Source organism: Acinetobacter sp. TY2, from assembly GCF_046269225.1.
Classification (GTDB): domain Bacteria; phylum Pseudomonadota; class Gammaproteobacteria; order Pseudomonadales; family Moraxellaceae; genus Acinetobacter.
The window spans coordinates 37,525-60,021 of record NZ_JBJZOR010000016.1 but is presented as its reverse complement, the minus strand read 5'-3'; the positions used below and the strand labels follow the sequence as shown (position 1 = coordinate 60,021).

At 36.3% G+C, this 22,497-nt stretch carries 21 protein-coding genes and 1 pseudogene; 11 read left to right on the top strand and 11 right to left on the bottom strand.

Translation table 11 applies throughout. The annotated features are described in order from the left end of the window. Positions 1 to 34 precede the first annotated feature (34 nt). Positions 35 to 988, bottom strand: coding sequence for a 2-hydroxyacid dehydrogenase (locus ACK1JC_RS11415; RefSeq protein WP_409511996.1), 954 nt, complete (start codon positions 986 to 988; stop codon positions 35 to 37). Positions 989 to 1,147: 159 nt separating this feature from the next. On the opposite strand from ACK1JC_RS11415, the gene ACK1JC_RS11410 reads away from it, so the two are divergent. After that, a complete protein-coding gene (locus ACK1JC_RS11410) occupies positions 1,148 to 1,594 on the top strand; it encodes a hypothetical protein (protein WP_409511995.1) in 447 nt (148 codons plus the stop codon). Positions 1,595 to 1,652: 58 nt separating this feature from the next. On the opposite strand, the gene ACK1JC_RS11405 is transcribed toward ACK1JC_RS11410, so the two are convergent. After that, a complete protein-coding gene (locus ACK1JC_RS11405) occupies positions 1,653 to 2,915 on the bottom strand; it encodes a hypothetical protein (protein WP_409511994.1) in 1,263 nt (420 codons plus the stop codon). Between the two features lie 119 nt (positions 2,916 to 3,034). Here ACK1JC_RS11405 and ACK1JC_RS11400 point away from each other — a divergent pair, with 119 nt between their 5' ends. After that, positions 3,035 to 3,826 (top strand): class I SAM-dependent methyltransferase, encoded by a 792-nt coding sequence (locus ACK1JC_RS11400; RefSeq protein ID WP_409511993.1) that lies wholly within the window; start codon positions 3,035 to 3,037, stop codon positions 3,824 to 3,826. Positions 3,827 to 3,863: 37 nt separating this feature from the next. After that, on the top strand, positions 3,864 to 4,478 hold the full coding sequence (locus ACK1JC_RS11395) for a hypothetical protein (protein ID WP_409511992.1): 615 nt from the start codon (positions 3,864 to 3,866) through the stop codon (positions 4,476 to 4,478). Positions 4,479 to 4,542: 64 nt separating this feature from the next. Here ACK1JC_RS11395 and ACK1JC_RS11390 read toward each other — a convergent pair whose 3' ends face one another. Both ACK1JC_RS11390 and ACK1JC_RS11385 read right to left on the bottom strand, forming a co-directional pair. After that, a complete protein-coding gene (locus tag ACK1JC_RS11390; RefSeq protein ID WP_409511991.1) occupies positions 4,543 to 4,959 on the bottom strand; it encodes a protease inhibitor I42 family protein in 417 nt (138 codons plus the stop codon). Between the two features lie 47 nt (positions 4,960 to 5,006). Next, a pseudogene (locus tag ACK1JC_RS11385) lies at positions 5,007 to 5,498 on the bottom strand (hypothetical protein); the annotation flags it as partial. Positions 5,499 to 5,983: 485 nt separating this feature from the next. On the opposite strand from ACK1JC_RS11385, the gene ACK1JC_RS11380 reads away from it, so the two are divergent. Next, complete coding sequence (locus tag ACK1JC_RS11380; protein ID WP_409511990.1) at positions 5,984 to 6,619, top strand: class I SAM-dependent methyltransferase; 636 nt, start codon at positions 5,984 to 5,986, stop codon at positions 6,617 to 6,619. A gap of 66 nt (positions 6,620 to 6,685) precedes the next feature. On the opposite strand, the gene ACK1JC_RS11375 is transcribed toward ACK1JC_RS11380, so the two are convergent. After that, a complete protein-coding gene (locus ACK1JC_RS11375; protein ID WP_409511989.1) occupies positions 6,686 to 7,156 on the bottom strand; it encodes a Holliday junction resolvase-like protein in 471 nt (156 codons plus the stop codon). A gap of 161 nt (positions 7,157 to 7,317) precedes the next feature. Here ACK1JC_RS11375 and ACK1JC_RS11370 point away from each other — a divergent pair, with 161 nt between their 5' ends. The 5 genes from ACK1JC_RS11370 (at position 7,318) to ACK1JC_RS11350 (ending at position 12,797) form a co-directional block, all read left to right on the top strand. Beyond that, entirely contained in the window at positions 7,318 to 7,962 is a 645-nt protein-coding gene (locus tag ACK1JC_RS11370; protein ID WP_409511988.1) for a ParA family protein, read from the top strand. Positions 7,963 to 8,125: 163 nt separating this feature from the next. Next, entirely contained in the window at positions 8,126 to 9,238 is a 1,113-nt protein-coding gene (locus tag ACK1JC_RS11365; RefSeq protein WP_409511987.1) for an AI-2E family transporter, read from the top strand. Positions 9,239 to 9,484: 246 nt separating this feature from the next. Further along, positions 9,485 to 10,045, top strand: coding sequence for a superoxide dismutase [Cu-Zn] SodC (gene sodC, locus ACK1JC_RS11360; protein WP_409511986.1), 561 nt, complete (start codon positions 9,485 to 9,487; stop codon positions 10,043 to 10,045). A gap of 175 nt (positions 10,046 to 10,220) precedes the next feature. After that, complete coding sequence (gene yccS, locus ACK1JC_RS11355) at positions 10,221 to 12,371, top strand: YccS family putative transporter (protein ID WP_409511985.1); 2,151 nt, start codon at positions 10,221 to 10,223, stop codon at positions 12,369 to 12,371. Between the two features lie 138 nt (positions 12,372 to 12,509). Next, entirely contained in the window at positions 12,510 to 12,797 is a 288-nt protein-coding gene (locus ACK1JC_RS11350; RefSeq protein ID WP_409511984.1) for a DUF3817 domain-containing protein, read from the top strand. Between the two features lie 86 nt (positions 12,798 to 12,883). Here ACK1JC_RS11350 and ACK1JC_RS11345 read toward each other — a convergent pair whose 3' ends face one another. The 6 genes from ACK1JC_RS11345 to ACK1JC_RS11320 all read right to left on the bottom strand — a co-directional run bounded on the left by ACK1JC_RS11345 (position 12,884) and on the right by ACK1JC_RS11320 (position 19,862). Further along, positions 12,884 to 14,134, bottom strand: coding sequence for an MFS transporter (locus ACK1JC_RS11345; protein ID WP_409511983.1), 1,251 nt, complete (start codon positions 14,132 to 14,134; stop codon positions 12,884 to 12,886). 395 nt (positions 14,135 to 14,529) lie between these two features. After that, positions 14,530 to 15,405, bottom strand: coding sequence for a pirin family protein (locus ACK1JC_RS11340; RefSeq protein ID WP_409511982.1), 876 nt, complete (start codon positions 15,403 to 15,405; stop codon positions 14,530 to 14,532). A 151-nt stretch (positions 15,406 to 15,556) separates the two neighbouring features. After that, on the bottom strand, positions 15,557 to 16,321 hold the full coding sequence (locus ACK1JC_RS11335) for a DNA polymerase beta superfamily protein (RefSeq protein ID WP_409511981.1): 765 nt from the start codon (positions 16,319 to 16,321) through the stop codon (positions 15,557 to 15,559). A gap of 16 nt (positions 16,322 to 16,337) precedes the next feature. Further along, a complete protein-coding gene (locus ACK1JC_RS11330) occupies positions 16,338 to 17,789 on the bottom strand; it encodes an AbiH family protein (RefSeq protein ID WP_409511980.1) in 1,452 nt (483 codons plus the stop codon). A 93-nt stretch (positions 17,790 to 17,882) separates the two neighbouring features. Next, complete coding sequence (locus tag ACK1JC_RS11325; protein WP_409511979.1) at positions 17,883 to 18,257, bottom strand: hypothetical protein; 375 nt, start codon at positions 18,255 to 18,257, stop codon at positions 17,883 to 17,885. Positions 18,258 to 18,452: 195 nt separating this feature from the next. Further along, positions 18,453 to 19,862 carry an FAD-binding oxidoreductase gene (locus ACK1JC_RS11320; RefSeq protein WP_409511978.1) on the bottom strand — a complete coding sequence of 470 codons (1,410 nt, stop codon included), beginning with the start codon at positions 19,860 to 19,862 and terminating at the stop codon, positions 18,453 to 18,455. Between the two features lie 340 nt (positions 19,863 to 20,202). Between ACK1JC_RS11320 and serA the strand changes: the two genes are divergently transcribed. Both serA and ACK1JC_RS11310 read left to right on the top strand, forming a co-directional pair. Continuing rightward, on the top strand, positions 20,203 to 21,435 hold the full coding sequence (serA, locus tag ACK1JC_RS11315) for a phosphoglycerate dehydrogenase (RefSeq protein WP_409511977.1): 1,233 nt from the start codon (positions 20,203 to 20,205) through the stop codon (positions 21,433 to 21,435). A 114-nt stretch (positions 21,436 to 21,549) separates the two neighbouring features. Continuing rightward, positions 21,550 to 22,419, top strand: a complete 870-nt coding sequence (locus ACK1JC_RS11310) for an EamA family transporter (RefSeq protein WP_409511976.1) — start codon at positions 21,550 to 21,552, stop codon at positions 22,417 to 22,419. Positions 22,420 to 22,497 lie beyond the last annotated feature (78 nt).

The following is a 22,497-nucleotide window of genomic DNA, read 5'->3' as shown; positions in this document are numbered from 1 at the left end:
ATGATGTATTGAGGCAATTTTTTATATAGACCGATTAAAGACCGACCTGCCGAATGGGTTTCCCCTGTTGAAATGCCGATGCATTTTCTGTTAATTGTTGCACAATACGTTGCCTAGCATCAACACTGCCCCATGCACTGTGCGGTGTAATAATTAAGTTAGGAATATTATTGGCAAGTAGAACGTTACCCTCTTTTGGTGGTTCAACGCTGAGTACATCGGTTGCTGCACCAGCAATTTTTCCTGTACGTAAAGCTGTTGCCAAGTCATGTTCATTGACAATGCCACCTCGTGCACAGTTAATTAAAAATGCACTTGGCTTCATCTTCTCAAAGGCTTTGCTATCAATCAGATCACGCGTTTCTTCTGTCAAAGGGCAATGTAAACTTAAAAAATCAACTTGTGGTAAAAGCTCAGACAATGCCACGCGGTTTCCAGTTGAACGATTAGGCAAAGCACCGACTATAATTTTCATCCCAAAAGCTTCGGCAAGTTTAGCCACAGCCTGCCCCAATTCACCATAACCCAAAATGCCTAAAGTCTTTCCTGCAAGCTCCACAATTGGAAAATCAAGCAAACAAAAGATTGGCGATTTATTCCATTCACCTTGTTTTACTGCATGATCATATTGAATAACTGAAGTCGCCAAAGTGAGCATGAGCATTAGTGTATGTTGCGCCACCGCGGATGTGCCATAGCCCTGGCAGTTACACACCGTAATGCCTTGCGCTTTGGCTTGAGCAAGATCAACATTATTTGTCCCTGTCGCAGAAATCAAAATTAGCTTAAGAGATACACATTGTTTTAAAGTTTCTGCATCAAGCACGACTTTGTTAGTGATCACGACGTCAGCATGTTGTACACGTTCCAAAACCTGTGTGGCTAATGTAGATGGATACAACTCTAAATCAGTAAATATTTCACGTAATGCACTAAAATCAAGATCATTTTTATCTAATGATTCATAGTCTAAAAATACAGCTTTCATGTGTTCCCTTATCAATCATAGACAGTATTATGTACTTCTTTTATATCATGTATTCTAATGCACATACTTTCCAAATAATGACGATAGGTCTAAAGTATTTTAAAAAATAAACCCTGAAAAATTCAGAGAAAATCATAAATAATAAAGAGTTTTCAACTAATGATGCAATATATCTACACTGCAATATTTTTTTTATTGAGTAATATTTTAATTACACCCATCTCATTGGCAAAACCAGTGGAAGACGAAAAAGTCTTACAATCTGTAGAAAATTTTGATCAATTTCAAACAACTGAAGGTAATCAAATTAAACTCATTAAAACTCCACAAGGCTGTCGAATTGAAGCAATCTTTTATGGAGAAATAGGTCGTACTAAAGAAAACTTCTTATTTGCATATATCCAAAATCAACTACACCTTCAACATGCTGCACATTATGAATATCATTACAGTCATGGAGGATTAACTAATTTATCCGAAAATAAAGGAGAATTTTCCACAACTGTTCAACGAGTCGAACTTGATCCCAAAGCATCTGAACAGCAACAGAGTTTCAAAACCCACTTACAACTATTTCCTGTTACTGCGTTACAATCTTGCCATTAACCCCATGTAAATCTATAAAAATTCGCCCTCATCCTTTCATAGAAGGACGAAAATTTTATTAAATCATCGTGAATTTTTCGTTGTCTTGCACTGACTCAGACTCAAAATTACAATTCCCTTGCTCATCTGAATGCATATATAAGTTTTTATAGCTCAATAAATAAAATTCTGGGCATTTTTTAATAACAATCGGATGCATATCCAAAGATAAAGCTTCATATTGTTTGAACAATTTGGTCACACGGCGATCATTCATACAGATCAAATAGGTCTGTTTTTTCACTTCAACCTGAACTAAACCGCTATGTTCAACATGCAATGGAATAATGTATTTACCATTAATATCAATCACCTGCTGTTCATAACTTTCAACTTTTTGGGTTATTACATTAAAAACTAAAATATTGCCAAAACGATCTTGCAGTTGATTTTTTTCTTCAAAAGCAAAATTGACCTGTATACCTAACTTTTCTAAGTCTTGTTCATCGACACGTTTATTGGTCAGTAAAATTCGGGTAATAGTTTGTTTTAAACTCGCATCAAAAAAGTTTTTATCGAGTTGTAAATCAATCCCTTTCAGAATATTTCCTAAAGCTTCATTGTGTGCACCAAGTAAATGAGCAACCACACTACGATAGTAAAACTTGCTATTTTTCTTCACTTCACGCATTTGACGATAAAAATAAATCGGCTCAAATGGACGTTCGATAAAGTCATGCAGTAATGCTGAACTTGCCAAAACAGCAATGGCATCATGTCCTGTATAGGGTAGATGTAATGTATGCAACTGAGGAATAAGCGGTTTAATTTTTAAATAATGCTCTTTGTCATGTTCAAAATAAGGATCATAAACAATAATATATTCACACTCAGGATTAATATCCTGTGCTTGAATCTGCATATCTGCATTTAAATCTGCATCATAAAAATCGGTATAGCGCTTATCGTCTACATCTTCAGGATTGATCGAATATTGTGGCACCATTGCCACCACACGGTTCATTTTGAGTGGCTTAGAATATTTAATTGCAGCATAACCACCCATCGAGCCACCATAGCCGACAATACGTTGATACTTTTGCAAAATGGGTGTTAAAAATTCAAGTAAAGCAGACATACTTACCGCAGGAAACCAAGACTTTTGCTTGGGCATAATGCCGACCATACTATAATCATATTTCATCAATGACTTTTCAGCATTGATCGATGTTCCTTTCGCACGCGTAATTAAATCGCCAAAAGACAACACTAGCGTTTCAGTCGTTCCCTCTAGGTAAATGGCTCTGATATGCTCATCTTCAAAAATTATCTGCTTATCCATCGCAATACCGTGAACCGGACTCTCCAAAAGGCTAAAAAATGAAACAATGAATGACTTGCCGAGCCATTACATGTGGTGTCATATTTTATAGATTCTACACAGATTAAAAAGCGCAAAATATGACACATTATTTACATCCTGCTGCACAAAAAGGCTTCAGTTCAGCAGCTGAATTGTACCAACAAGCACGCCCAGATTATCCTCAAGACATCGTATCTTGGCTCAAAAATGAACTGAATTTAGATCAGGATTCTATTGTTGTCGATCTTGGTTCAGGAACAGGAAAGTTTTTGCCTTATCTCAAACAGATCACACCTCATATTATTGCTGTTGAGCCTGTTTCAGAAATGCTTGAACAATTGAAAATAGTACATCCTGATGTACAAACCATACAAGCGAACAGCGATGAAATTCCACTTAAAAATGAATATGTTGATGCTATTGTATGCGCCCAATCTTTTCATTGGTTTGCAAATGCTGAAAGTCTACGTGAAATCCATCGGATTTTAAAACCCCAAGGACATCTTGGGCTCATTTGGAATCAACGTGATGAACAGGTTAATTGGGTTAAAGCAATTGCTGACTTATTGGCTCAATACGAAGGTGATACCCCACGCTTCCATAGTGATTTATGGAAAAATGCCTTTAACTCAACAGAAATGCAACAATGTTTTGATGCTCCAACATTAAGTACATTCAATCAATTACATACAGGCTTAGTCGAACAAGTCGTGAGCCAACGTTTGCTCTCAACGAGTTTTATTGCCGCTATGCCAAGTGCCTCGCAAGTTCAAATGAAACAACAATTTGATAAACTAGTATATGATTACACAGGAAAGCAAGCTCAGGATGAAATTAGCTTTCCCTATCGAACTTATGCTTACCATTATCAAAAATTGGTCGGTCAGTAATACATAAAAACCATTAAATCAGTGTCAGGATATGAATATGAAGCTCCGTTTTCAACCCGTTGTATTGAGTATGTTGTTCAGCTCCATGGTGTTGGTTGCAGGCTGTTCTCAATCCAATGATGCAAACTCTGATAGTAAAAATAAAGATCTGTCGAGTGATGTAAAAAAAGAGCTTAAAACTGCTCAGATTAAACCATTCCCAAAAACAGCAGATGATAGACATGATATTGATCTACTCATTGAATATGATCAAAAATTCAATGAAATGAATAGTGCGCTTGAAGCTGATTTGAAAAAGATGCTTGATGAAGGTAATCTCACACCTGAACTTGAATTACAACGCAAAAAAGACAGTGTACGTTCTGCTCAAAATATGCTGAAAGATTTAGATTTAAAAACCGAGCAAGGGCGTTATATTCAAGGGTTGCTCTATCAATATTGGGAAAAACAAGCAAAAAAATATAAAAATGGTCAGAGTTCTATGAACCAAAAAGATCATCCCAATAATAAAGTTAAAGGAATGGGCGATTTAATTACTGCCAATAACCAACTTGAATATTGGAAATCACAAAACTCTTATACCGAAACCGATGAAACGAGTAATACAGAGGCTGACGGTGAGGCTTCGAGTGAAGTTCAAACAACCTATTAACCTAATATTTAAAACTTGAAAGATTTCTTCAGGTTTTAAATATCAAACGCATCTTAGGCAATGTTTAGGAAATTCTGACTCGACATTGCCATTGCTCCACACCTTGCATAGATGAATCTTTGGCTTCCCACGGACGAATATGAACGAGGTGAATGTCGTCTTGTCCTATTTTTTCAGCCGTAAATTTAAAGGTTTTTGTACCAGGAACACCCACCATGCCTGCATTGGACTCACCTGCCAAATAGGTTTCTTCCATCTTCAATAAAGTCAGAGGTTTAGCGAGTTGCCACTGATAACCTGTCGATGGATTCTCAGGCAAAGTTACAACAATCACCTCTCCCTGATCAACTTCTAACAATGCAGGACACTTCTGCTTCAAGATATATTGATGTGTTTTACCATCCACTGTTGATCCTGAACTTTGACACGCTGTTAATCCCAACATCAGACAAGTAAATGCCATACCCATGAACAATTTCATAATTTTAAACACTCATACTCTCTTATAAATTTTAACGATATCAAATCTTAAATATTTTGTTTTTCAATCCATTGAATTGAATCTACTCGAATGAGTTTACATGCCCCATCACCAACGCCATTCCAATCGAGTGCCGATTTCCACACCAAATCTTTATCGTTAATTTGTACCAAATCACCTGTTAAATGCACCAAATCACCACGTTTCACTTTTTTAATATCTTCAGCCACTTGCGGATTGGCAGGAATAATATGCATATTACTTACCAATTGCGTTGCCATTTGTGCAGGCAATGGTGGATGTGCCATCTGCCAATTTAAGAAGCGGTCATATTGATTAATCGAAATCTGACGGGCAATATCTGGTCGAGTAAAAACACCTCGTGTCACAGCGTAATCGATGGGTGAAAACTTAGCTTGCTCATCATTAGTATATTCTTTTGAACCCAAAATACGGAACTCACCTTGAAAGGCTTCAAGTACTGAGATTTTTTGATTCGCATCAGTTGGGGCTAAACCATTGGCAATATTATATTCAGGATTAAATTTTTTAAAATTTACCGACTGTGACTTTAATGATGACCTAAATTGCGACTGTGCTTGTTGTTTCGCAATAGCACTGTTTGGATGTGCAATATTCGCTTTCAAGTCACTGACAGCGTTTTGTCTAGTATTCTGTCCTGCAACATTAACCGATTGAAAAGCATAGGACTGTAAAGCAAATAAGCTCAAAGCCCCGATACACAAAAGATATTTTAAGCCTGTTGCCGATGACTTATAAATCTTTGGCTGTACGCACTCAGCATTGTGTTTCATCTGTCCTTGCTTCCCATTCAAACTTTATTCATATTTATCATAAGCCTGAAAACTGAAATAAATATTTGCTTTCGGTAACAATATGCAGAATTTTCGTCAAGCTTTTGTCAGTTCTGCACAGTGACATTTTGGATAGACAGGCTAAAATCATACAATAAAGACGCTATATCAATATCCGACAACACAGCTCACAATAAGAAGCCAAAGCCATGATTTATAAGTATTACCAACAGCATATTTTCCCGCATATTCTGAATCAAGTGATGCAAGTACCAAGCCTCATGGAAAGTCGAGCAGAATTACTCAAAAGCATTCAAGGCGATGTATTAGAAATTGGTTTTGGTACAGGTTTGAATATTCCCTTTTATCAAGCAGTCGATACACTCTATGCGCTTGAACCCAATGCGGATGTCTTTCAGCTTGCTCGAGAGCGTATTTTCAAGGCACCATTTTTAGTTCAGCATTTACAAGCAAGTGCTGAAAAATTACCTTTTGCTGATAACTCTGTTGATCATGTGGTGAGTACGTGGACAATGTGTAGTATTGCCAATTTAGATAAAGCTTTGGCTGAAATTCGCCGTGTGCTCAAACCCACAGGTACACTACATTTGGTCGAGCATGTTGAATATCATAACAATGATACATTGAAAAAATTGCAAAATTTATTAACCCCGATACAAAAAATTATTGCTGATGGCTGTCATCTTAATCGCAATATTGAATTATTAATGCTCAATGCGGGTTTTAAATTTACACAAAAATCTTATTATGATGCTGAAGGTATTCCACACATTGGCAGACGCATGTTTTTTGCTCGCGCACAGAAAATAGCGCAGGAGCATTGATACAGTAGATTAACTTTCAATTCATATTTTAATTGTATAAAAATTGACTCAGGTCTTTGCGCTGACTTAGACCTCATCAAAATCAATACGAATCGTTTCAAAACGTACTCGTCCCTCTCTAATCGCTTGTGCAATCGCTTGTTGCCCTTTGGTTAAACGTGCTCCACCACTTTTAATATCGATCAATACCACTTCAATATCTTCAGCTTGTCCATCACCATCACGAAAATCGGTATAGCCATCAAACACTATATAATCAATAGGGTCACCTAAAAATTTAGCATCACTCGGTAAATACCGAAATTCAGGCATAATTGGTGCCATTTGCTCTGCCATTTTTCCTTTCAGTACAGCACGACTCGTATTTACACTGCGTTTCTGCGCGTGTACCAATGCCTGTTGATGCTCCATTTCAAGCTCAGTAATATACTGCTCGTACTCGGCTTTAATTTTTCCATTTCGTGTTCCCGACAACACAAGCGTTGTCAGTACGATGCCAATGCACGCTCCGATCAACATTGCCATCCCAACGGACATGCGCAATTCCTATATACTTTAGTTTCGCTCAATGTAAACAACTTTCTCATTTTACTCAATGTAAACAAACTTATAACTTTTATGCAATGTAACCTATCTGTGCAAAATTAATGCTAAGCTAAGATAAAGAATGCTGTGCTGAATCAATTATTGAAGGACTCATGAAAACTATACTTATTGCAAATTTAAAAGGTGGTTGCGGCAAAACAATGACGGCGATTACGCTCACTTCAGCACTCGCTCAAAAAGGCTATAAAGTCGCTCTTGCCGATGCTGATACGCAAAAATCTGCATTGCAATGGTTAAAACAACGTCCTGCACATGCAGCACCTATTCAAATTTTAGATTGGCGTCATGAAAAATCGATTGGCGATGCACCCAAAAATTTAGATTATTTAATTATTGATGCACCAGGAGCACTGACAGGTGAACATGCCGAACAACTCATTAGTGAATGTCATGCCATTGTTACGCCACTTCAACCCTCTTTCTTTGACATAGACAGTACCAAACGCTTTTTAAAACATATTCAAGAGATTAAACGTATTCGCAAAGGTAAAGTTGCTATGCATTTACTTGCCAATCGTATAAAAGCCAACAGTGCCAGCTCAAAAGAAATTCAACAATTTTTTGAAAAAATTGAGCATCAGCCTGTCGCATGGATTGCTGAACGTAGTGCCTATGGTCAACTTGCTATGCAAGGTTTAAGCATTTTTGATAAAAATCAAAAAAACTTTTTACAAATTCAGGAACAATGGCAACCTCTACTCAATGCGCTAATTGAAGACTCATCAAGTTGGTTTTAAAACTTTATTATTCAATGCTGAATCACTAAGCTGATCTTGTCGACACTCAGAAAACAGCACATTTTTGAATTTTCATATATGATGGAAACAGAAAGCGAGGATTCTATAACTGGTTTTTATGTTATGAATCGAAATAATAATCTCCTATTCATCCGAGTAATTTGTGCAAGAATTTAATCCGACTTTACAGCGTGCATTGCTATTTGGGCTGCTTTTTATCCTGATTTTTCTTGGATTTGACATACTCAAGTACTTTATCGTGCCTGTGCTATGGGCATGTATTATTGCCTATATGACATGGCCCTTGTATAAGCGGATTCAACGATTTTGTGGTACGCAACGTTCTACACTCAGTGCCTCAATCATGATTACGATCATTGTTTTAGTCATTGGGCTTCCACTCACATTTGCAATTTTTATTTTGCAACACGAAGGTCGAAATCTCTATTTTGATCTACAACGTCAGTTTTCTTCAGGTCATTTAAGCGTTCCCGACTTTATTCGTGAACTACCAATCATTGGTAAAGAAATTAGTCGTACTGTCCGTGAAATTAATACCGATCCAAATAGCTTTTCACAAACCATTGGTGTTTGGATTCAAGGTCACATGAATTACGGTAAATTTGTACTCAATGAAATTACCCGAAATTTAGTGAAACTTGGTTTTGCAGTGATGTCGTTATTCTTTTTTTACCGCGATGGCCAGACTATTGTGGAACAAGTCAGTAAAGCATTACACAAAATTATTGGTCCTCGTGTGCACCACTATATGGACACTATTTCAGAAACAACTCGGGCAGTTGTCTATGGGGTTGGACTGACTGCGATAGCACAATCCATTCTTGCGGGTATCAGTTATTTTGTCGCAGGTGTACCTAACCCAATGGTATTGACCATTGTGACATTCCTTTTCGCTCTCATTCCCTTTGGTCCACCATTGGCTTATGGTGCAGTGTCATTGTGGTTATTTTCACAAGGGCAAACAATGGAGGCAATTGGTGTCATGGCTTGGGGCGTGTGTGTCGTCAGTACTGCCGACAACGTTATTCGCCCATTGGTGATTTCAGGTGCAACTAAAATTCCATTCTTACTGATTATGTTTGGTGTTTTAGGTGGATTGGCAAGTTTTGGCTTAGTCGGACTGTTTATTGGTCCTGTAATTCTAGCTATTTTACTGGCAATTTGGCGTGAATGGTTACACGAAACTACGGCACCTGAGCCAATGCCAGACAGTACACTTGCTTATGATCTTGATGATGATCCTGATTTTAAATAATTGATTTTATTTTTATTTGATAATAACGCGATGCCATTTTCTATAGCATCGCTTTATTTTTCCAATTTCTTCACGCTTCAACGATGATTGTTCTAAAATATTAAAATCATTCAATACTTATTACACACCAACCACGCAATCATCCGTTAATAAATCTATACAATCAAACTGTTAAAAGCTCCTAGTATGACAAGCACACTTTTGTTTGAATAAATAGAATAACAAACAAAATTGGAATACTTTTTCATGCCTCAGGTTTACTCATATTTTCAAATACTCGCTGCATCGACCTTACTTGGTTTTTCTCTCGTAGGCTGTAGCACGACACCATCGAAAGAAAAAAAAAGCACTGAAAAAGTTGTGGTTCTTGTCAATGCTGTAAGTTCAGAAGGTATTGGAGCAAAACTAGGGACAATCACATTGCAAGATACTGCTCGTGGTTTAAGTATCCAGTCTAAGCTCTCTAATCTCCCTTCTGGTTTTCATGGTTTTCATATCCATGAAAAAGGCTCATGTGCTCCTGCTGAAAAAGAAGGCAAGAGTGTCGCTGCACTTGCAGCAGGTGGACACTTTAATCCACATCAATCAGGTCATGGCACACCAAATGATGGTCATATGGGCGACCTACCTGTACTCAATGTCGACTCAAGTGGTAATGCCAATACGACCGTTTTGGCGCCTCGTTTAAGTTTAAAAGATGTGAAAGGGCTTGCGATTATGATCCATGCTGGTGGGGATAATTTCTCAGACTATCCAAAACCATTAGGTGGTGGAGGTGATCGTATTGCTTGTGGTGTAATCCAATAATCTATTTGCGGAAATATTTGTGGATAAAGTAAGCTTTATCCACAATTTTAAAAAGATGTGGATACATTCTATTTCCCTTTCTCAAATATCCACTTTGTTTCGATTAGTGATTACACATAGCACAGTTTATTGCTAAAGATTAAAATAGAAAAATTCCACTCAGGCTTATATTTCCGTGAATTCTTTGCATGCATATTTCCGAAACATCCACTCGAGTTCAATTCTGATCTATTGCTTGCAAATTTTTATTGTGCTGAGTGGAACAACACTAGGTTTATATTTTTCAGGTTATACCGAACTTATTGTTCCAATTACTTTAGGTGCAATTGCGACAGCATTGACCGATTTCGATGATCGTCTTAGTATCCGCCTGCGTAATTTAATCTATGTTTGCATCTTATTTTTTGCAGTCAGCAGTATTTTATATTTACTACATCCTTATAAATTCATCTTTATTTTATACCTATCACTCTCTAGTGGCATGCTCATGCTTATGGGGGCATTTGGTCAACGCTATGCAACCATTTCATTCGGAACAATTTTATTATCAATTTATACCATGTTTGGATTGGGTGAATATGAACATTGGTATCAACAATCGATCTATTTTGTATTAGGTGCATTGTGGTACGGCACGACATCTATTCTATTTTATTTGCTTAAACCGACCCAAGCAGTACAAGACAATTTAGCGCAAAGTTTTCAAGCCCTTGCTCAAGTCCTTGAAAAAAAAGCCAAGCTCTTTGATCCAGATAATACCCACAATGTCGAACAGCTCCTTTATAATTTATCTTTAGAAAATAGTCTTGTGGTGCAACATTTAAATACTACGAAAGCCTCTTTACTCACTCGGCTCAAAGCCTCTCGTGCAAATAGAAACACGATTTATTGGCTAAATTTGTATTTTTTAGCCCAAGATATTCATGAACAAGCGACTTCAAATTATTTGCACTATGAAAATATTCATCAAAATTTTAGTCGTACTGATCTAATCTACCGCATTCAAAAAAACATTCGCCTACAAGCGCGCCATTGCGAACAACTTGCGCAGTGCATTATTCAAAGACAAAGTTTTCAGATTCATCCCGATCATGAAATGATTTTAAATAATTTAGAGAATTCACTTCAAGAATGGATAGAGCAAAATCCACAAAACTTAGAAGTAAAGAACTTACTTTTAGTGTTCAATAATTTACGTAATGTCCAAGCACAATTTAAAAATCTCAGCATTGAGCAAGAAAGCTACCAACAAAGTTATACACGCCATCAAGACAATCTGAATCTACTCGATGATGATATTCATGGCGTAGATGATTTATGGCTCAAGCTTAAACAAAATTTGACCCCAAATTCAGCATTATTTCGTCATTCCATCCGTATTGCCTTTGTCTTTGCTATTGGTTATGCCATTTCACTTTTACCCTTTGCCAAAAATGGCTATTGGATTTTACTCACGAGTTTATTCGTCTGTCAGATCAGCTACTTTGCCACTAAAAGCCGTCTTAAAATGCGAACTTTGGGTACACTTTTGGGTGTTATTTTAGGTATTCCCGTTCTATATTTTGTGCCAAGTATTGAAGGGCAATTGGTGCTCACCATTATTTTTGGCGTGTACTTTTTTTATTTACGTTCCAAAAAATATGCCATGGCGACCCTCATGGCAACACTTATGGTTTTGCTTATTTTCAATCTAAAAGGTGCGGGTTTCTCAATTATTTTACCAAGAATTATGGATACTCTTTTAGGCTGTGCCATCGCATGGTTTGCTGTGAGTTTTATTTGGCCCGATTGGAATTTTCGCAATATTTCCAACAACATCCGTAAAAGTAGCCAAGCCACTTTGGGGTATTTTGATGCTGTAGTTGAACAATACCAACATGGTAAAACCAATAGTATAGAGTACCGTCAATCACGCCGTTTAGCTCATAATGCTCACATTGAGCTATCCAATATGATTTCGAGTTTAAGTACCGAACCTCATCCGAACCAAGATTTAATTCACAATGCATTTCGTTATTTAGTCTATAGCCACAGCCAACTCAGTTATGTGTCAGCTTTAGGCAGCCATCGTACACAGGTACAAGATGCTCAAATTTTAGATTTAATGTTGTGGTGTAAAGAAACATTGAATGATGTCTTACTCAATCAAACCCCTTTAGATCAAACGCTGATTACACAAAAATTGAATGACATTCATCAACTCAGTGAGCAAGATAATCTATCTGATAATCTGCAACTTGCCCTCAAACAAATTAGTTTGTTGCTTGAAACTTTACCTGAATTAGTCAGGCTTAAAACAGCATTGCTTAAGTTGGAAATTAAATAAATTACAATATTTTCACTTTCAAAATGACATTTGTAAAATGTTGAAGTAGAAAATAACGGAATGATATTTTTAAATTTTGTTCAACTTTTCATCCATTTAAGCTACACTCGATATTCATTCTCATTTGATTAAGTGACCATGAATATCAAAAGTTTACGTGTTGTTGGTTTTCTTGAAGGGATTTCCTTCTTACTACTTATTTTTATTGCAATGCCCTTAAAGTATATTTGGGACAATCCTATTTTGGTTAAATATGTCGGTATGGGGCACGGCGTATTATTTATTGCATTTTTAGTTGTTCTTTTTGTTGTATGTGAAAAGCAAAAATGGTCACTTAAAATGTTTTTACTTGGATTAATTGCCTCTATTTTACCCTTTGGCCCTTTTGTTTTTGATCATAAATTGAAAAAATCAGAACAGAATTAAGTTCATATCTCACAGTATTTTCCTGATATTTTGAATAAAGAGGGAAGCTATTTCCCTCTTTATTACTCTACTTAATCATAATAAGATTAAAACTCACCTCTCTCTTTTCTTTCTTGCATAATCTTATTCAAAGTTTGTCGTGGAAAACTAAACCAAATTAAAATCAGTGTGATACAAGATAATGCATAAGCCCACAGGTGAAAATGTACATAAGCGATACGTACCAACTCAATCACAATAAAAAAACTAAACATCATCAGCACTGAAACAGCAGCAGCAACGGTTCCTTTAGATACATTAGATGACATCAGGGCAAAACGATACAAAACTGAAAAGCTAATTCCCTCACCAAAACTAACCAAAGTCATGCCCAAAACAACACTATATAAAAAGTACTCTTGCCATATTAAGCCCAATCCGACTATCAATGTTCCACATAACATTAGGGGTAAACCGATCAATACAGTTTGACCTAATCTCAAACGATCAATCATTTTGATCAGGACAATATTGCCCAAAATCAGCCCACCTAAAACAGGAAATTGTGCCAATCCATATTGCATACTACTCAGACCAAGTTCTTCAACCAACATGACAGGAGATAGCGCAATCCAAAGCATGAGCGGCATGGCTACCATCGGCAGACCTAAAGTCAGTGCTAGAAAGTTTTTATTCTTAAATACTTTCTTATAATCATCCCAAATATAAGCCAATGGCTCTTTTGGAATGCTTACTTTCACTTCAGGCATTTTTGCTTTTAAGCCAAACCAACTGAGAAATGCTAAAATTGCAATGCCAATAAAGCCCCAATGCCACGACACATGATCAATTAAAAATGCACCGACCACAGGACCTAATAAAGGTGCGAGTAGTGAAATATTCGCCATGAGTGCCATGACTTTAATGGCATCTCGTTCTTCAAAACTTTCTTGAATGGCAGCATAACCCACCGCAGCAATCACAGATAAACCAAAACCTTGTAGAAAACGTAAGGTAAGAAAACTTTCAATATTGTGTGTCATTAAAATTAATAAACAGGTAATCACAAAGAATGCGACCCCTGCCAATAACACTTTTTTCCGCCCAAGTCGGTCTGACAATGGGCCAAGTAACCAAGCGACACATGCTCCACCCAACAAATAAAATGACATGGATGAAGGTGCCCAAGCACTGCTCACGCCAAAATCCTTGGTAATGGCAAGCATGGCAGGCTGTACGAGATCATTCCCGATATAAACAGAAAATTCAAACAATACCAATGCTAAGGGAAACATAAATGTGGCACGACTTAACGGTACAGTTTGATGGCTCTGCTCGGATAAATTTTGATTTTGCATACAATTTCAAACTTCTAAGCATTTTGTCAGTAGACAAATCAATCAACTGACACGAATTTTATAATATCTAATCTTTTATCTACTTGAGAAATACAGGAAATTTTAAGAGAAATCTGTATCGTTCCATCAGGAGATTAAGGAACAAAAGATCAGCTTGTTTTTAAATAATATGGATATGCGCTGGATACGCAATTGATGCATCGTGTTCACAAGATGCTATTGAAAAGATCAATAAATATTTAAATTTTAGACTATGAATAATCTAAATATCGTATAAAAAATAGTAAACATCCATCATTACGATACCAATGTCACTCTGCACAGTTTAGCAAATTTTCTGCATGCTGACGAGTATGTAGAAAATAGTGCATGATCAGAAACTTAGAATAATCGGTTTATTCACTGCTTTGTGGATTCAAAAAATGACCATTTTTTAAGTCTTCATAGGCTTGTAAGATTTCAGAATAATTATTCATCACAAAATAGCCTTTACCATAAATGGGTTCATTTAAAGGTTGTCCCGATAAATAAAGAAAATGGCTGTCTTGTATTGTTGTGAATTCAACATCACTGCCTTTATTGGACATAACAGCCATGTCTTGCGCTTCAAGGTGCTCATCAGCATCTAATATGTGTACTCGCCCTGAACGCATATAGAATAATGTCGTACTCCCCTCTTGTGCAGGCAAAGTCAGCGTTTTTCCCGCAGGAACAAAGACGTCAAATACATGCATAGGAGTGTGTGTTTCTGCAGGTCCTTGATGTTGAAAATATTCACCAGCAATCACACGAATATAACCTGCACCATGATTCAATGTTATTTTCGGAATCTGATTTTCACGTAAGCTTTGGTAACGTGCAGGGTTCAATTTATCTTTCGCTGGCAAATTCACCCACAATTGGAGCATTTCAAATGTTCCTCCTGTTTTAGAAAATTCGGGACTAAACACTTCTTCGTGCAATACGCCTGATGCAGCCGTCATCCATTGCACATCGCCCGCACCAATAAGACCACCTCCACCCGATGAGTCTCTATGTTCAATTTCTCCTTTAAAAACAATAGTCACTGTTTCAAAGCCTCGGTGTGGATGTTCACTCACACCTTTGCGTAACCGTGTAGGTTGTAGTACGCCTGGCCATAAATGGTCAAGGAGTAGAAATGGCGAAATGGTATTTCCCAATTCGTAATGGGAAAAAACGGAAACAACAGGGGAAAAATCACCGACTGCGGTTCGTGAATCATTGGAATGGATGAATGCGAGTGTTTTCATTTTTTACACATCATTTAAGTTCTATACGTAGATTAATCAAAGCATTCTTTATTCACTATAGCCCGATGCAAATGCTAGTTCCATTGCATTGTTCAAAGAACATATTTTGGATATGTTTTTTATATTACATTATCCAAATATCCCAACATGATTAACCATAAAAATGTTGCTTTAAATTAAAGCTATACTCTGTCAAATAGTTCTTTAACTTTTCAATATCATTGGTTTGCTCTATTTTACGTGAGCACAATATTTCAATTTTAGCATTCAAAAGTTTTAAGATTTGAATCTGTTCAGCTTCAGGTACTTGAGCTTTTTCTTTTTGCTGTTTTTTGATTTCTAAATAGTCTTCTGCCCAATGAAGTAATGGATCATTGGCATCGATCTGCTCAAATAGTTCAGTAATCAATAACTCAGGCATAATCTGCTGTGTAGCCAACTCTGCTGACATCAAACCACGAATGGAATAAAATACTTTCTTATAAGTGAAATTGTCCGCTACTTGCATCACATTCATTCCACCCTTTGCTAGAGATAAATAATGATAATACAAAGCCTTATAATCTACTTCCTCAAGTAATCTATCTTTAAATTTATCCCATTCAGGAAATTGATTGAAGTAGATAATATGCGCTCGTACCCACTCCAAAACAGTTGGGTTACTTTTCGCTAAAAGCCCAAACATTTTATTCAAATCAAAAGATACAAAATCAAAATCACCATCCATGATTTCGATCAAATCACGATGCTGGCGATAGTCGTAATACTGTGCTTTTGACGGTAAATGAAAACCTCGTACATCATAATCACTGTCTGGGCTTGCCATCCCCCATAAACGACTACCACTTTCAATATAGAACAATGGATGTTCGTCTCGGTTTTGAAATAAGTTCTGGATTTCTTGCTGAATGTTCATAATATTTATACTTTAATCAATCTTCTGAATTTATAGCATTTTCTAAAACAATTTTTGGATTTTCTTTAAATTGAAGCCATTTGTTTTTCATCCAATGTTCCACTTTATCTTTACCTAAAATTGCTAATAGGTTATTTAATAGAGAAAATTTAGCATTTTTATCAAAATAATAAACTATTACTCGTATATTTCGATCACCATCATCATTTAAACTAAATAAATCAATAATATAATCTTTATCTGAAATATCTAACGAGTGTCCCCAAATATAGAAGTTTAAATTCAATTGAGTTTCGCAATTTTGAATTGTCCTATTTAAACTATCTCTATAAGCCCCTCTATTTTCACCTTTCAATTGTTCGTTTAAATCAATTTTTTTCTTTTGATCAAGCAATATGTCATTTTTATATCTATCTAAAAATAAATAATCAGTATCTTTAAAAAGCTTTTGATGATACTTCGTAAAGCCATAGGCTTTTATTTTTTTTAAAGATTCATCTTCTAGGTCAGATACGCCTAAAACAATATTTTGATATTCGCCATGGCTACCATGTAAATACTCAACTTCTACTAAATCATGAATACGTTGATATGTATTTCTATAATTAAAAGAAAATATTTTATCTGGATACATCCAATCTTCACTATCTATAGAAACAGTACTTCCTAGTACTAATGGACTAACTACCAATTCAAGATATAAATTAAATATTTCAATAAAATCTTCTAATTGGCTGTTAAGAAATGACATATATTTTTCAGTACAAAAGCCATACTCTATTTTTTCTTTAACATGAAACCAATTATCGTTTATAAAGCCTTTCCTACTATCAGCAATTTTCCCAAAATCAGAATTTGTAACTTTTCCATAATCTATGTTTAGTTTAAATAATCCCAACTTAATAAGTAGATCAATATCTAATTCAGAAATATAAATCTTTTCATCTTCCTTCTCAGAAGTTATTTTTGTTAAGCTTCTAATTGTTTTATCTATTTTTCCATATTTCTCAAATTTCAAATGAATTTTCTTAATAAATTTAAAAGCCAAAATTAGAGCACTTTCAATTTTTTGTTCAAAATCAATCCATGTTTTTATATCATTGACATGTTTTCTAAAATATTGATACCAACAATTTAATTCCAAACGATACTGTAATTTGAGCACTTCTTTTGCTGATAGTTTGACTTGTTCCGTTAAATAGAACCCTTTAGTCTTTTTAATAAATTTTGGATCTCTTGTTTTAGAATAAAGCTCATCGAAATTCATTGAGTAATCAGGGAAATCTTTTTCCTCCCACATATTTTCTAACATTTCCATCCACGTCCTTACTGAATGAATAGTTAAATCATGTACTTTGCTACCTGTATTTTTCTTTTCTATAGCACCCATAACATCCATGAAATGATCATACTTTGTCGGTAAATAATGTGAAAGATCAAAACCATTGCCTACAATTAAAATATTCATTTATTGTTATTCCCCAAAACAAAAAAGCGCATCAACTGATACGCTTTCTATGAGGCTCTACGGTTAAAATTTCAACTAAAAATCAAATATTTATTAAGGGCATTTTGCTGTTTGGAAGGTCTTGGTATTTTTACCACGTAAGCATTGATACTCTTGTGTCTTATCAATCCGTTGCCACTGACCATCGACATTCTTAAAGCGATAAATACTACGAATTGACTTTACCGAATCATCCATTAAACCTGTTTCAGTCAGTTTAACTTCGGCAGCTGTCGGATTTTCCACCTGATTAAAATATTGACGCAACTCTACAGTCGACAAATTTTTACGTAAGTCCGAACGCTCATTCAGCACTTGAGCGATAGGTGTATCACTACCTCCACTCACTTGACTGACCAATTTTTGCGTTGTCGCGCAACCTGTAAAAACTAAAGTACTTAAGAGAGAAAGACAAATTAACTTGTTCATTATTGTTTTTCCTAAAAAAGAAAGGCTTTACTTATGATGCAATAGCTTTGCAATTTATACTGTGGAAACTATGTTTCTAAAATCAATTTATCTGAAAAACTCGATAGATCTATCACGATTATTCAACTTTAGAATGCTTTTTTGGGACAATAAAAAACGCTCTAAAAAGAGCGTTTTATTCCATTTATTCAATCATTAAAGGTCGAATAATTTACCTGGATTCATAATGCCGTTTGGATCAAAAACTTGTTTCAAAGCCTTCATATAACCAATTTCTTCTTCAGAACGTGTGTAGTCCAAATATGGTTTTTTCGTCATCCCTACACCATGTTCCGCAGAAATTGAACCATCATATTTTTTCACAGTTTCAAACACATATTTATTCACAACCTGACATTTTGCAAAGAACTCATCTTTAGACAAATCGGCAGGTTTTAAAATATTTAAATGTAAATTACCATCACCGATATGACCGAACCAACAAATTTCAAAATCAGGATAGTTTGACTCTACAATTGCATCAATTTCTTTAATAAATGCAGGAACATGCGTGATTAATACTGAAATATCATTTTTATAGGGTGTAAATGGCGCAATTGACTCTGAAATATCTTCACGTAAACGCCATAAGCTGTGCACTTGATCGAGGCTTTGACTCATCACACCATCAAGCACCCAACCTTGCTCCATACAATGCTCGAAGATTTCCATTGCTGCATCCATAATCGGTTCAAATGGCGCTTCAAATTCAAGCAATACATAAAATGGACAAGCTGTTTCAAATGGACGCTGTACATGACCATTATCCAAAACTTTCTGCATTGCCAATTCACCAAAGAACTCAAATGCAGTTAAATCAATTTTATTTTGGAATGCATGAAGTACAGGCATGATTGCATCAAAATCAGGTACACCGAGTACTATCACTTGTAAATCATGTGGTGCACGTTCAAGTTTAATTTCAGCTTCAGTCACTAAACCTAAAGTACCTTCACCACCAATAAATAAATGTTGAAGCGCATAACCCGTTGCATTCTTGATCATACCTTTATTTAAACGCAGTACATCGCCTTTGCCTGTTACAACAGTCAAGCCTAACACCCAGTTACGTGTCATACCGTACTTAATAACTTTAATACCACCTGCATTGGTACCAATGTTACCGCCAATTTGTGATGAACCAGAAGATGCAAAATCTACAGGATAATACATGCCTTTTTCTTCGGCATAGTTTTGTAATTGTTCAGTCACAACACCTGCTTGTACTCGAACCATACGATCTGCAGGATAGAACTCTAAAATTTGGTTCATCTTGTCAAAGCTAATCACGATCTCGCCATCAGCTGCAACCGCACCTGCCGATAAACCAGTACGACCACCTGATGGTGTAATCGCAACACCCCATTGATTGGCTAGTTTCACAATCAACTGCACTTGTTCAGTGCTCGATGGGAAAACGATAACAGATGGATTTGGGTCAAAGTGCTTGGTGTGGTCACGCCCCCAGTTTTGTAGACTATCCGCATCAGTTTTAATACGGCTTTCACCGACAATTTCTGTCAATTGGGTCAATAACTCAGGGGTTAAAGCGACTGGAGCATTCATCGTTTTCAGACCTTGCAAGAAGTAGAACAAGTATTTTCAGGTGTATACGCCTTGTATCAAATACAAGAGCACATCAAGAACATGTGAAGTTTTAATCGGCAATGTATTTATCACCAATATTCACAGAACAATATTATAAGCCATTTTTTACAAAACCCGCAGAAAATCATGTTTTCTAAATGACACCTTTGAAATTACGCATTTAGGTAAAACCTCCGCGACAAGTTTTGACATATTTTTCACAAAAATGATGAAAACAAGATCATTAAAGAAAATGATTATCTGTGATGTCCTATGCTATTATATCGCCACTAAATTTGGCCTTTGTAGCGGAGCCGTAATGAGCCAACATCTTTCTCTACCTAAAGATAAAATTCGTTTCTTGTTGTTAGAGGGCGTTCATCAGAATGCTATCGACACGCTAAATGCTGCTGGTTATACCAACATCGATTCCCGTAAAACTGCGCTTGAAGGTGAAGCGTTGAAAGAAGCGGTTAAAGATGCTCACTTTATTGGTATTCGTTCACGTACTCAATTGACTGAAGAAGTTTTCCAAGCAGCCAATAAATTGATTGCTGTCGGTTGCTTCTGTATTGGTACGAACCAAGTCAATCTAAATGCAGCTATGGAACGTGGTATTCCTGTATTCAACGCACCTTACTCAAATACACGTTCAGTAGCTGAACTTGTACTTGCTGAAGCAATTCTTCTTCTTCGCCGTGTACCTGAAAAATCTACAGATACACATGCAGGCGGTTGGAACAAATCTGCAGTGGGTTCATTTGAAACTCGTGGTAAAGTTTTAGGTATCGTAGGTTACGGTTCTATCGGTTCTCAACTTTCAGTTTTAGCTGAAGGTTTGGGTATGCATGTTATTTATTATGATGCTGTGACGAAACTACCACTTGGTAATGCACGTCAAGTTGGCTCTATGAATGAATTGCTTGCAACTGCTGATGTTGTATCTATTCATGTTCCAGATGTTCCGTCTACACGTAACTTCATGGGTAAAACTCAGTTTGCACAAATGAAACCTGGTTCAATCTTCATCAATGCTGCACGTGGTACATGTGTTGTGATTGAAGATCTTGCTGATGCGCTTAAATCGGGTCACATTGCAGGTGCTGCGGTTGACGTATTCCCGAAAGAGCCTAAAGCAAATGGTGAAGAATTTGTTTCTGCACTTCGTAATATTCCAAACGTGATTTTAACACCGCACGTTGGTGGTTCGACTATGGAAGCGCAAGCGAACATTGGTCTTGAAGTTGCTGAAAAATTTGTTGCTTACTCAGACAAAGGCATGACTTTATCTGCTGTAAACTTCCCAGAAATTGCGTTGCCATTGACTGAAGGTAAACATCGTTTACTTCATATTCATAAAAACGTACCAGGCGTATTGTCTAAAATTAATAACTTATTCGCAGAACACGGTATTAATATTTCTGGTCAGTCTTTAATGACTAAAGGTGATGTTGGTTATCTTGTGATGGATGTAGATGCAACTGCATCTCAAGAAGCGCTTGATACACTTCACGAAGTTGAAGGTACAATCCGCGTACGTGTATTGTTCTAATTTAATTTTGTTTAAAAACCACAGGCTTCGGTCTGTGGTTTTTTTATTGAAAAAACTTAACTTTGGCAGCTTCCGCTCTTCGATTTATCGAAACAAATTTAGTATATTGTCTGCATGCCAAATTTAAAAAATACACCTCATGTTCAAGCCTTGTTTTTGTTACTGATCGCCATGATCAGTATGCAAAGCAGTGGCTCACTTGCCAAAGTTCTGTTTGAGCAATTCCCAATTCTAACTGTTTCAGCCATGCGCTTACTGCTTGGCTCACTCATCCTCGCATTGATTTTTAAAATCTGGCAACTCAATTTTAAACAAGTGAAATGGAAAGCCATTATCAGTTATGGCTTAGCTTTAGCTGGTATGAATGCGTTGTTTTATTTATCTATTGACCGTTTACCCTTAGGCATTGCTGTTTCATTTGAATTTATTGGCCCACTCAGTGTTGCACTTTATCATGCACGGCAAAAGTTTGATTTTGTTTGGGTTGGACTTGCCATTTTAGGATTAGCACTGCTATTTCCTTTTGAACAATCTCATAGTTTAGACCCGATTGGGATTGCCCTTGCATTAGGTGCAGGTGCATGTTGGGCGTTATATATTGTTGCAGGTCAAAAGCCTACAGGCATTTCGGGTAATCATACTGTCTGTTTAGGTATGTTTGTAGGTATGCTCTGTCTAATGCCAATTGCATTATTTATGGGAATGCCGAGTGCCGTTTTTGAGCCTTCTAATTTTATTTATTTCATTGCTTTAGCGATTTTAGCCAGTGCATTACCCTTTTCTTTGGAAATGATTGCTTTACGTAATTTGAGTGCTTTGAGTTTTGGTACACTCATGAGTATTGAACCTGCGATTGCCGCTTTATCTGGTTTTATATTTTTAGGCGAGCAATTACTGTGGACACAGTGGTTAGCATTGGCAACCATTATTAGCGCTTCAGTTGGCTGTACTTATACAACACAGTTGGCAAGAAAAAATAAATAGGCTCTCATGTTTATCAAAAAACTATGAGATGCGTTCTTTATGATAATCAAGCTAAGGCTTTAAATAAATTAAATATAT

Excerpts from the sequence above, each read along its gene's own strand:
- ACK1JC_RS11410 (WP_409511995.1), top strand. The coding sequence starts at position 1,148 with ATGATGCAATATATCTACACTGCAATATTTTTTTTATTGAGTAATATT.
- ACK1JC_RS11320 (WP_409511978.1), bottom strand. The coding sequence starts at position 19,862 with ATGAATGCTCCAGTCGCTTTAACCCCTGAGTTATTGACCCAATTGACA.
- ACK1JC_RS11405 (WP_409511994.1), bottom strand. The coding sequence starts at position 2,915 with ATGGATAAGCAGATAATTTTTGAAGATGAGCATATCAGAGCCATTTAC.
- ACK1JC_RS11370 (WP_409511988.1), top strand. The coding sequence starts at position 7,318 with ATGAAAACTATACTTATTGCAAATTTAAAAGGTGGTTGCGGCAAAACA.
- ACK1JC_RS11395 (WP_409511992.1), top strand. The coding sequence starts at position 3,864 with ATGAAGCTCCGTTTTCAACCCGTTGTATTGAGTATGTTGTTCAGCTCC.
- serA (WP_409511977.1), top strand. The coding sequence starts at position 20,203 with ATGAGCCAACATCTTTCTCTACCTAAAGATAAAATTCGTTTCTTGTTG.
- ACK1JC_RS11375 (WP_409511989.1), bottom strand. The coding sequence starts at position 7,156 with ATGTCCGTTGGGATGGCAATGTTGATCGGAGCGTGCATTGGCATCGTA.
- ACK1JC_RS11415 (WP_409511996.1), bottom strand. The coding sequence starts at position 988 with ATGAAAGCTGTATTTTTAGACTATGAATCATTAGATAAAAATGATCTT.
- ACK1JC_RS11335 (WP_409511981.1), bottom strand. The coding sequence starts at position 16,321 with ATGAACATTCAGCAAGAAATCCAGAACTTATTTCAAAACCGAGACGAA.
- ACK1JC_RS11325 (WP_409511979.1), bottom strand. The coding sequence starts at position 18,257 with ATGAACAAGTTAATTTGTCTTTCTCTCTTAAGTACTTTAGTTTTTACA.
- ACK1JC_RS11390 (WP_409511991.1), bottom strand. The coding sequence starts at position 4,959 with ATGAAATTGTTCATGGGTATGGCATTTACTTGTCTGATGTTGGGATTA.
- ACK1JC_RS11345 (WP_409511983.1), bottom strand. The coding sequence starts at position 14,134 with ATGCAAAATCAAAATTTATCCGAGCAGAGCCATCAAACTGTACCGTTA.
- ACK1JC_RS11310 (WP_409511976.1), top strand. The coding sequence starts at position 21,550 with ATGCCAAATTTAAAAAATACACCTCATGTTCAAGCCTTGTTTTTGTTA.
- ACK1JC_RS11340 (WP_409511982.1), bottom strand. The coding sequence starts at position 15,405 with ATGAAAACACTCGCATTCATCCATTCCAATGATTCACGAACCGCAGTC.
- ACK1JC_RS11350 (WP_409511984.1), top strand. The coding sequence starts at position 12,510 with ATGAATATCAAAAGTTTACGTGTTGTTGGTTTTCTTGAAGGGATTTCC.
- sodC (WP_409511986.1), top strand. The coding sequence starts at position 9,485 with ATGCCTCAGGTTTACTCATATTTTCAAATACTCGCTGCATCGACCTTA.
- ACK1JC_RS11400 (WP_409511993.1), top strand. The coding sequence starts at position 3,035 with ATGACACATTATTTACATCCTGCTGCACAAAAAGGCTTCAGTTCAGCA.
- ACK1JC_RS11380 (WP_409511990.1), top strand. The coding sequence starts at position 5,984 with ATGATTTATAAGTATTACCAACAGCATATTTTCCCGCATATTCTGAAT.
- ACK1JC_RS11330 (WP_409511980.1), bottom strand. The coding sequence starts at position 17,789 with ATGAATATTTTAATTGTAGGCAATGGTTTTGATCTTTCACATTATTTA.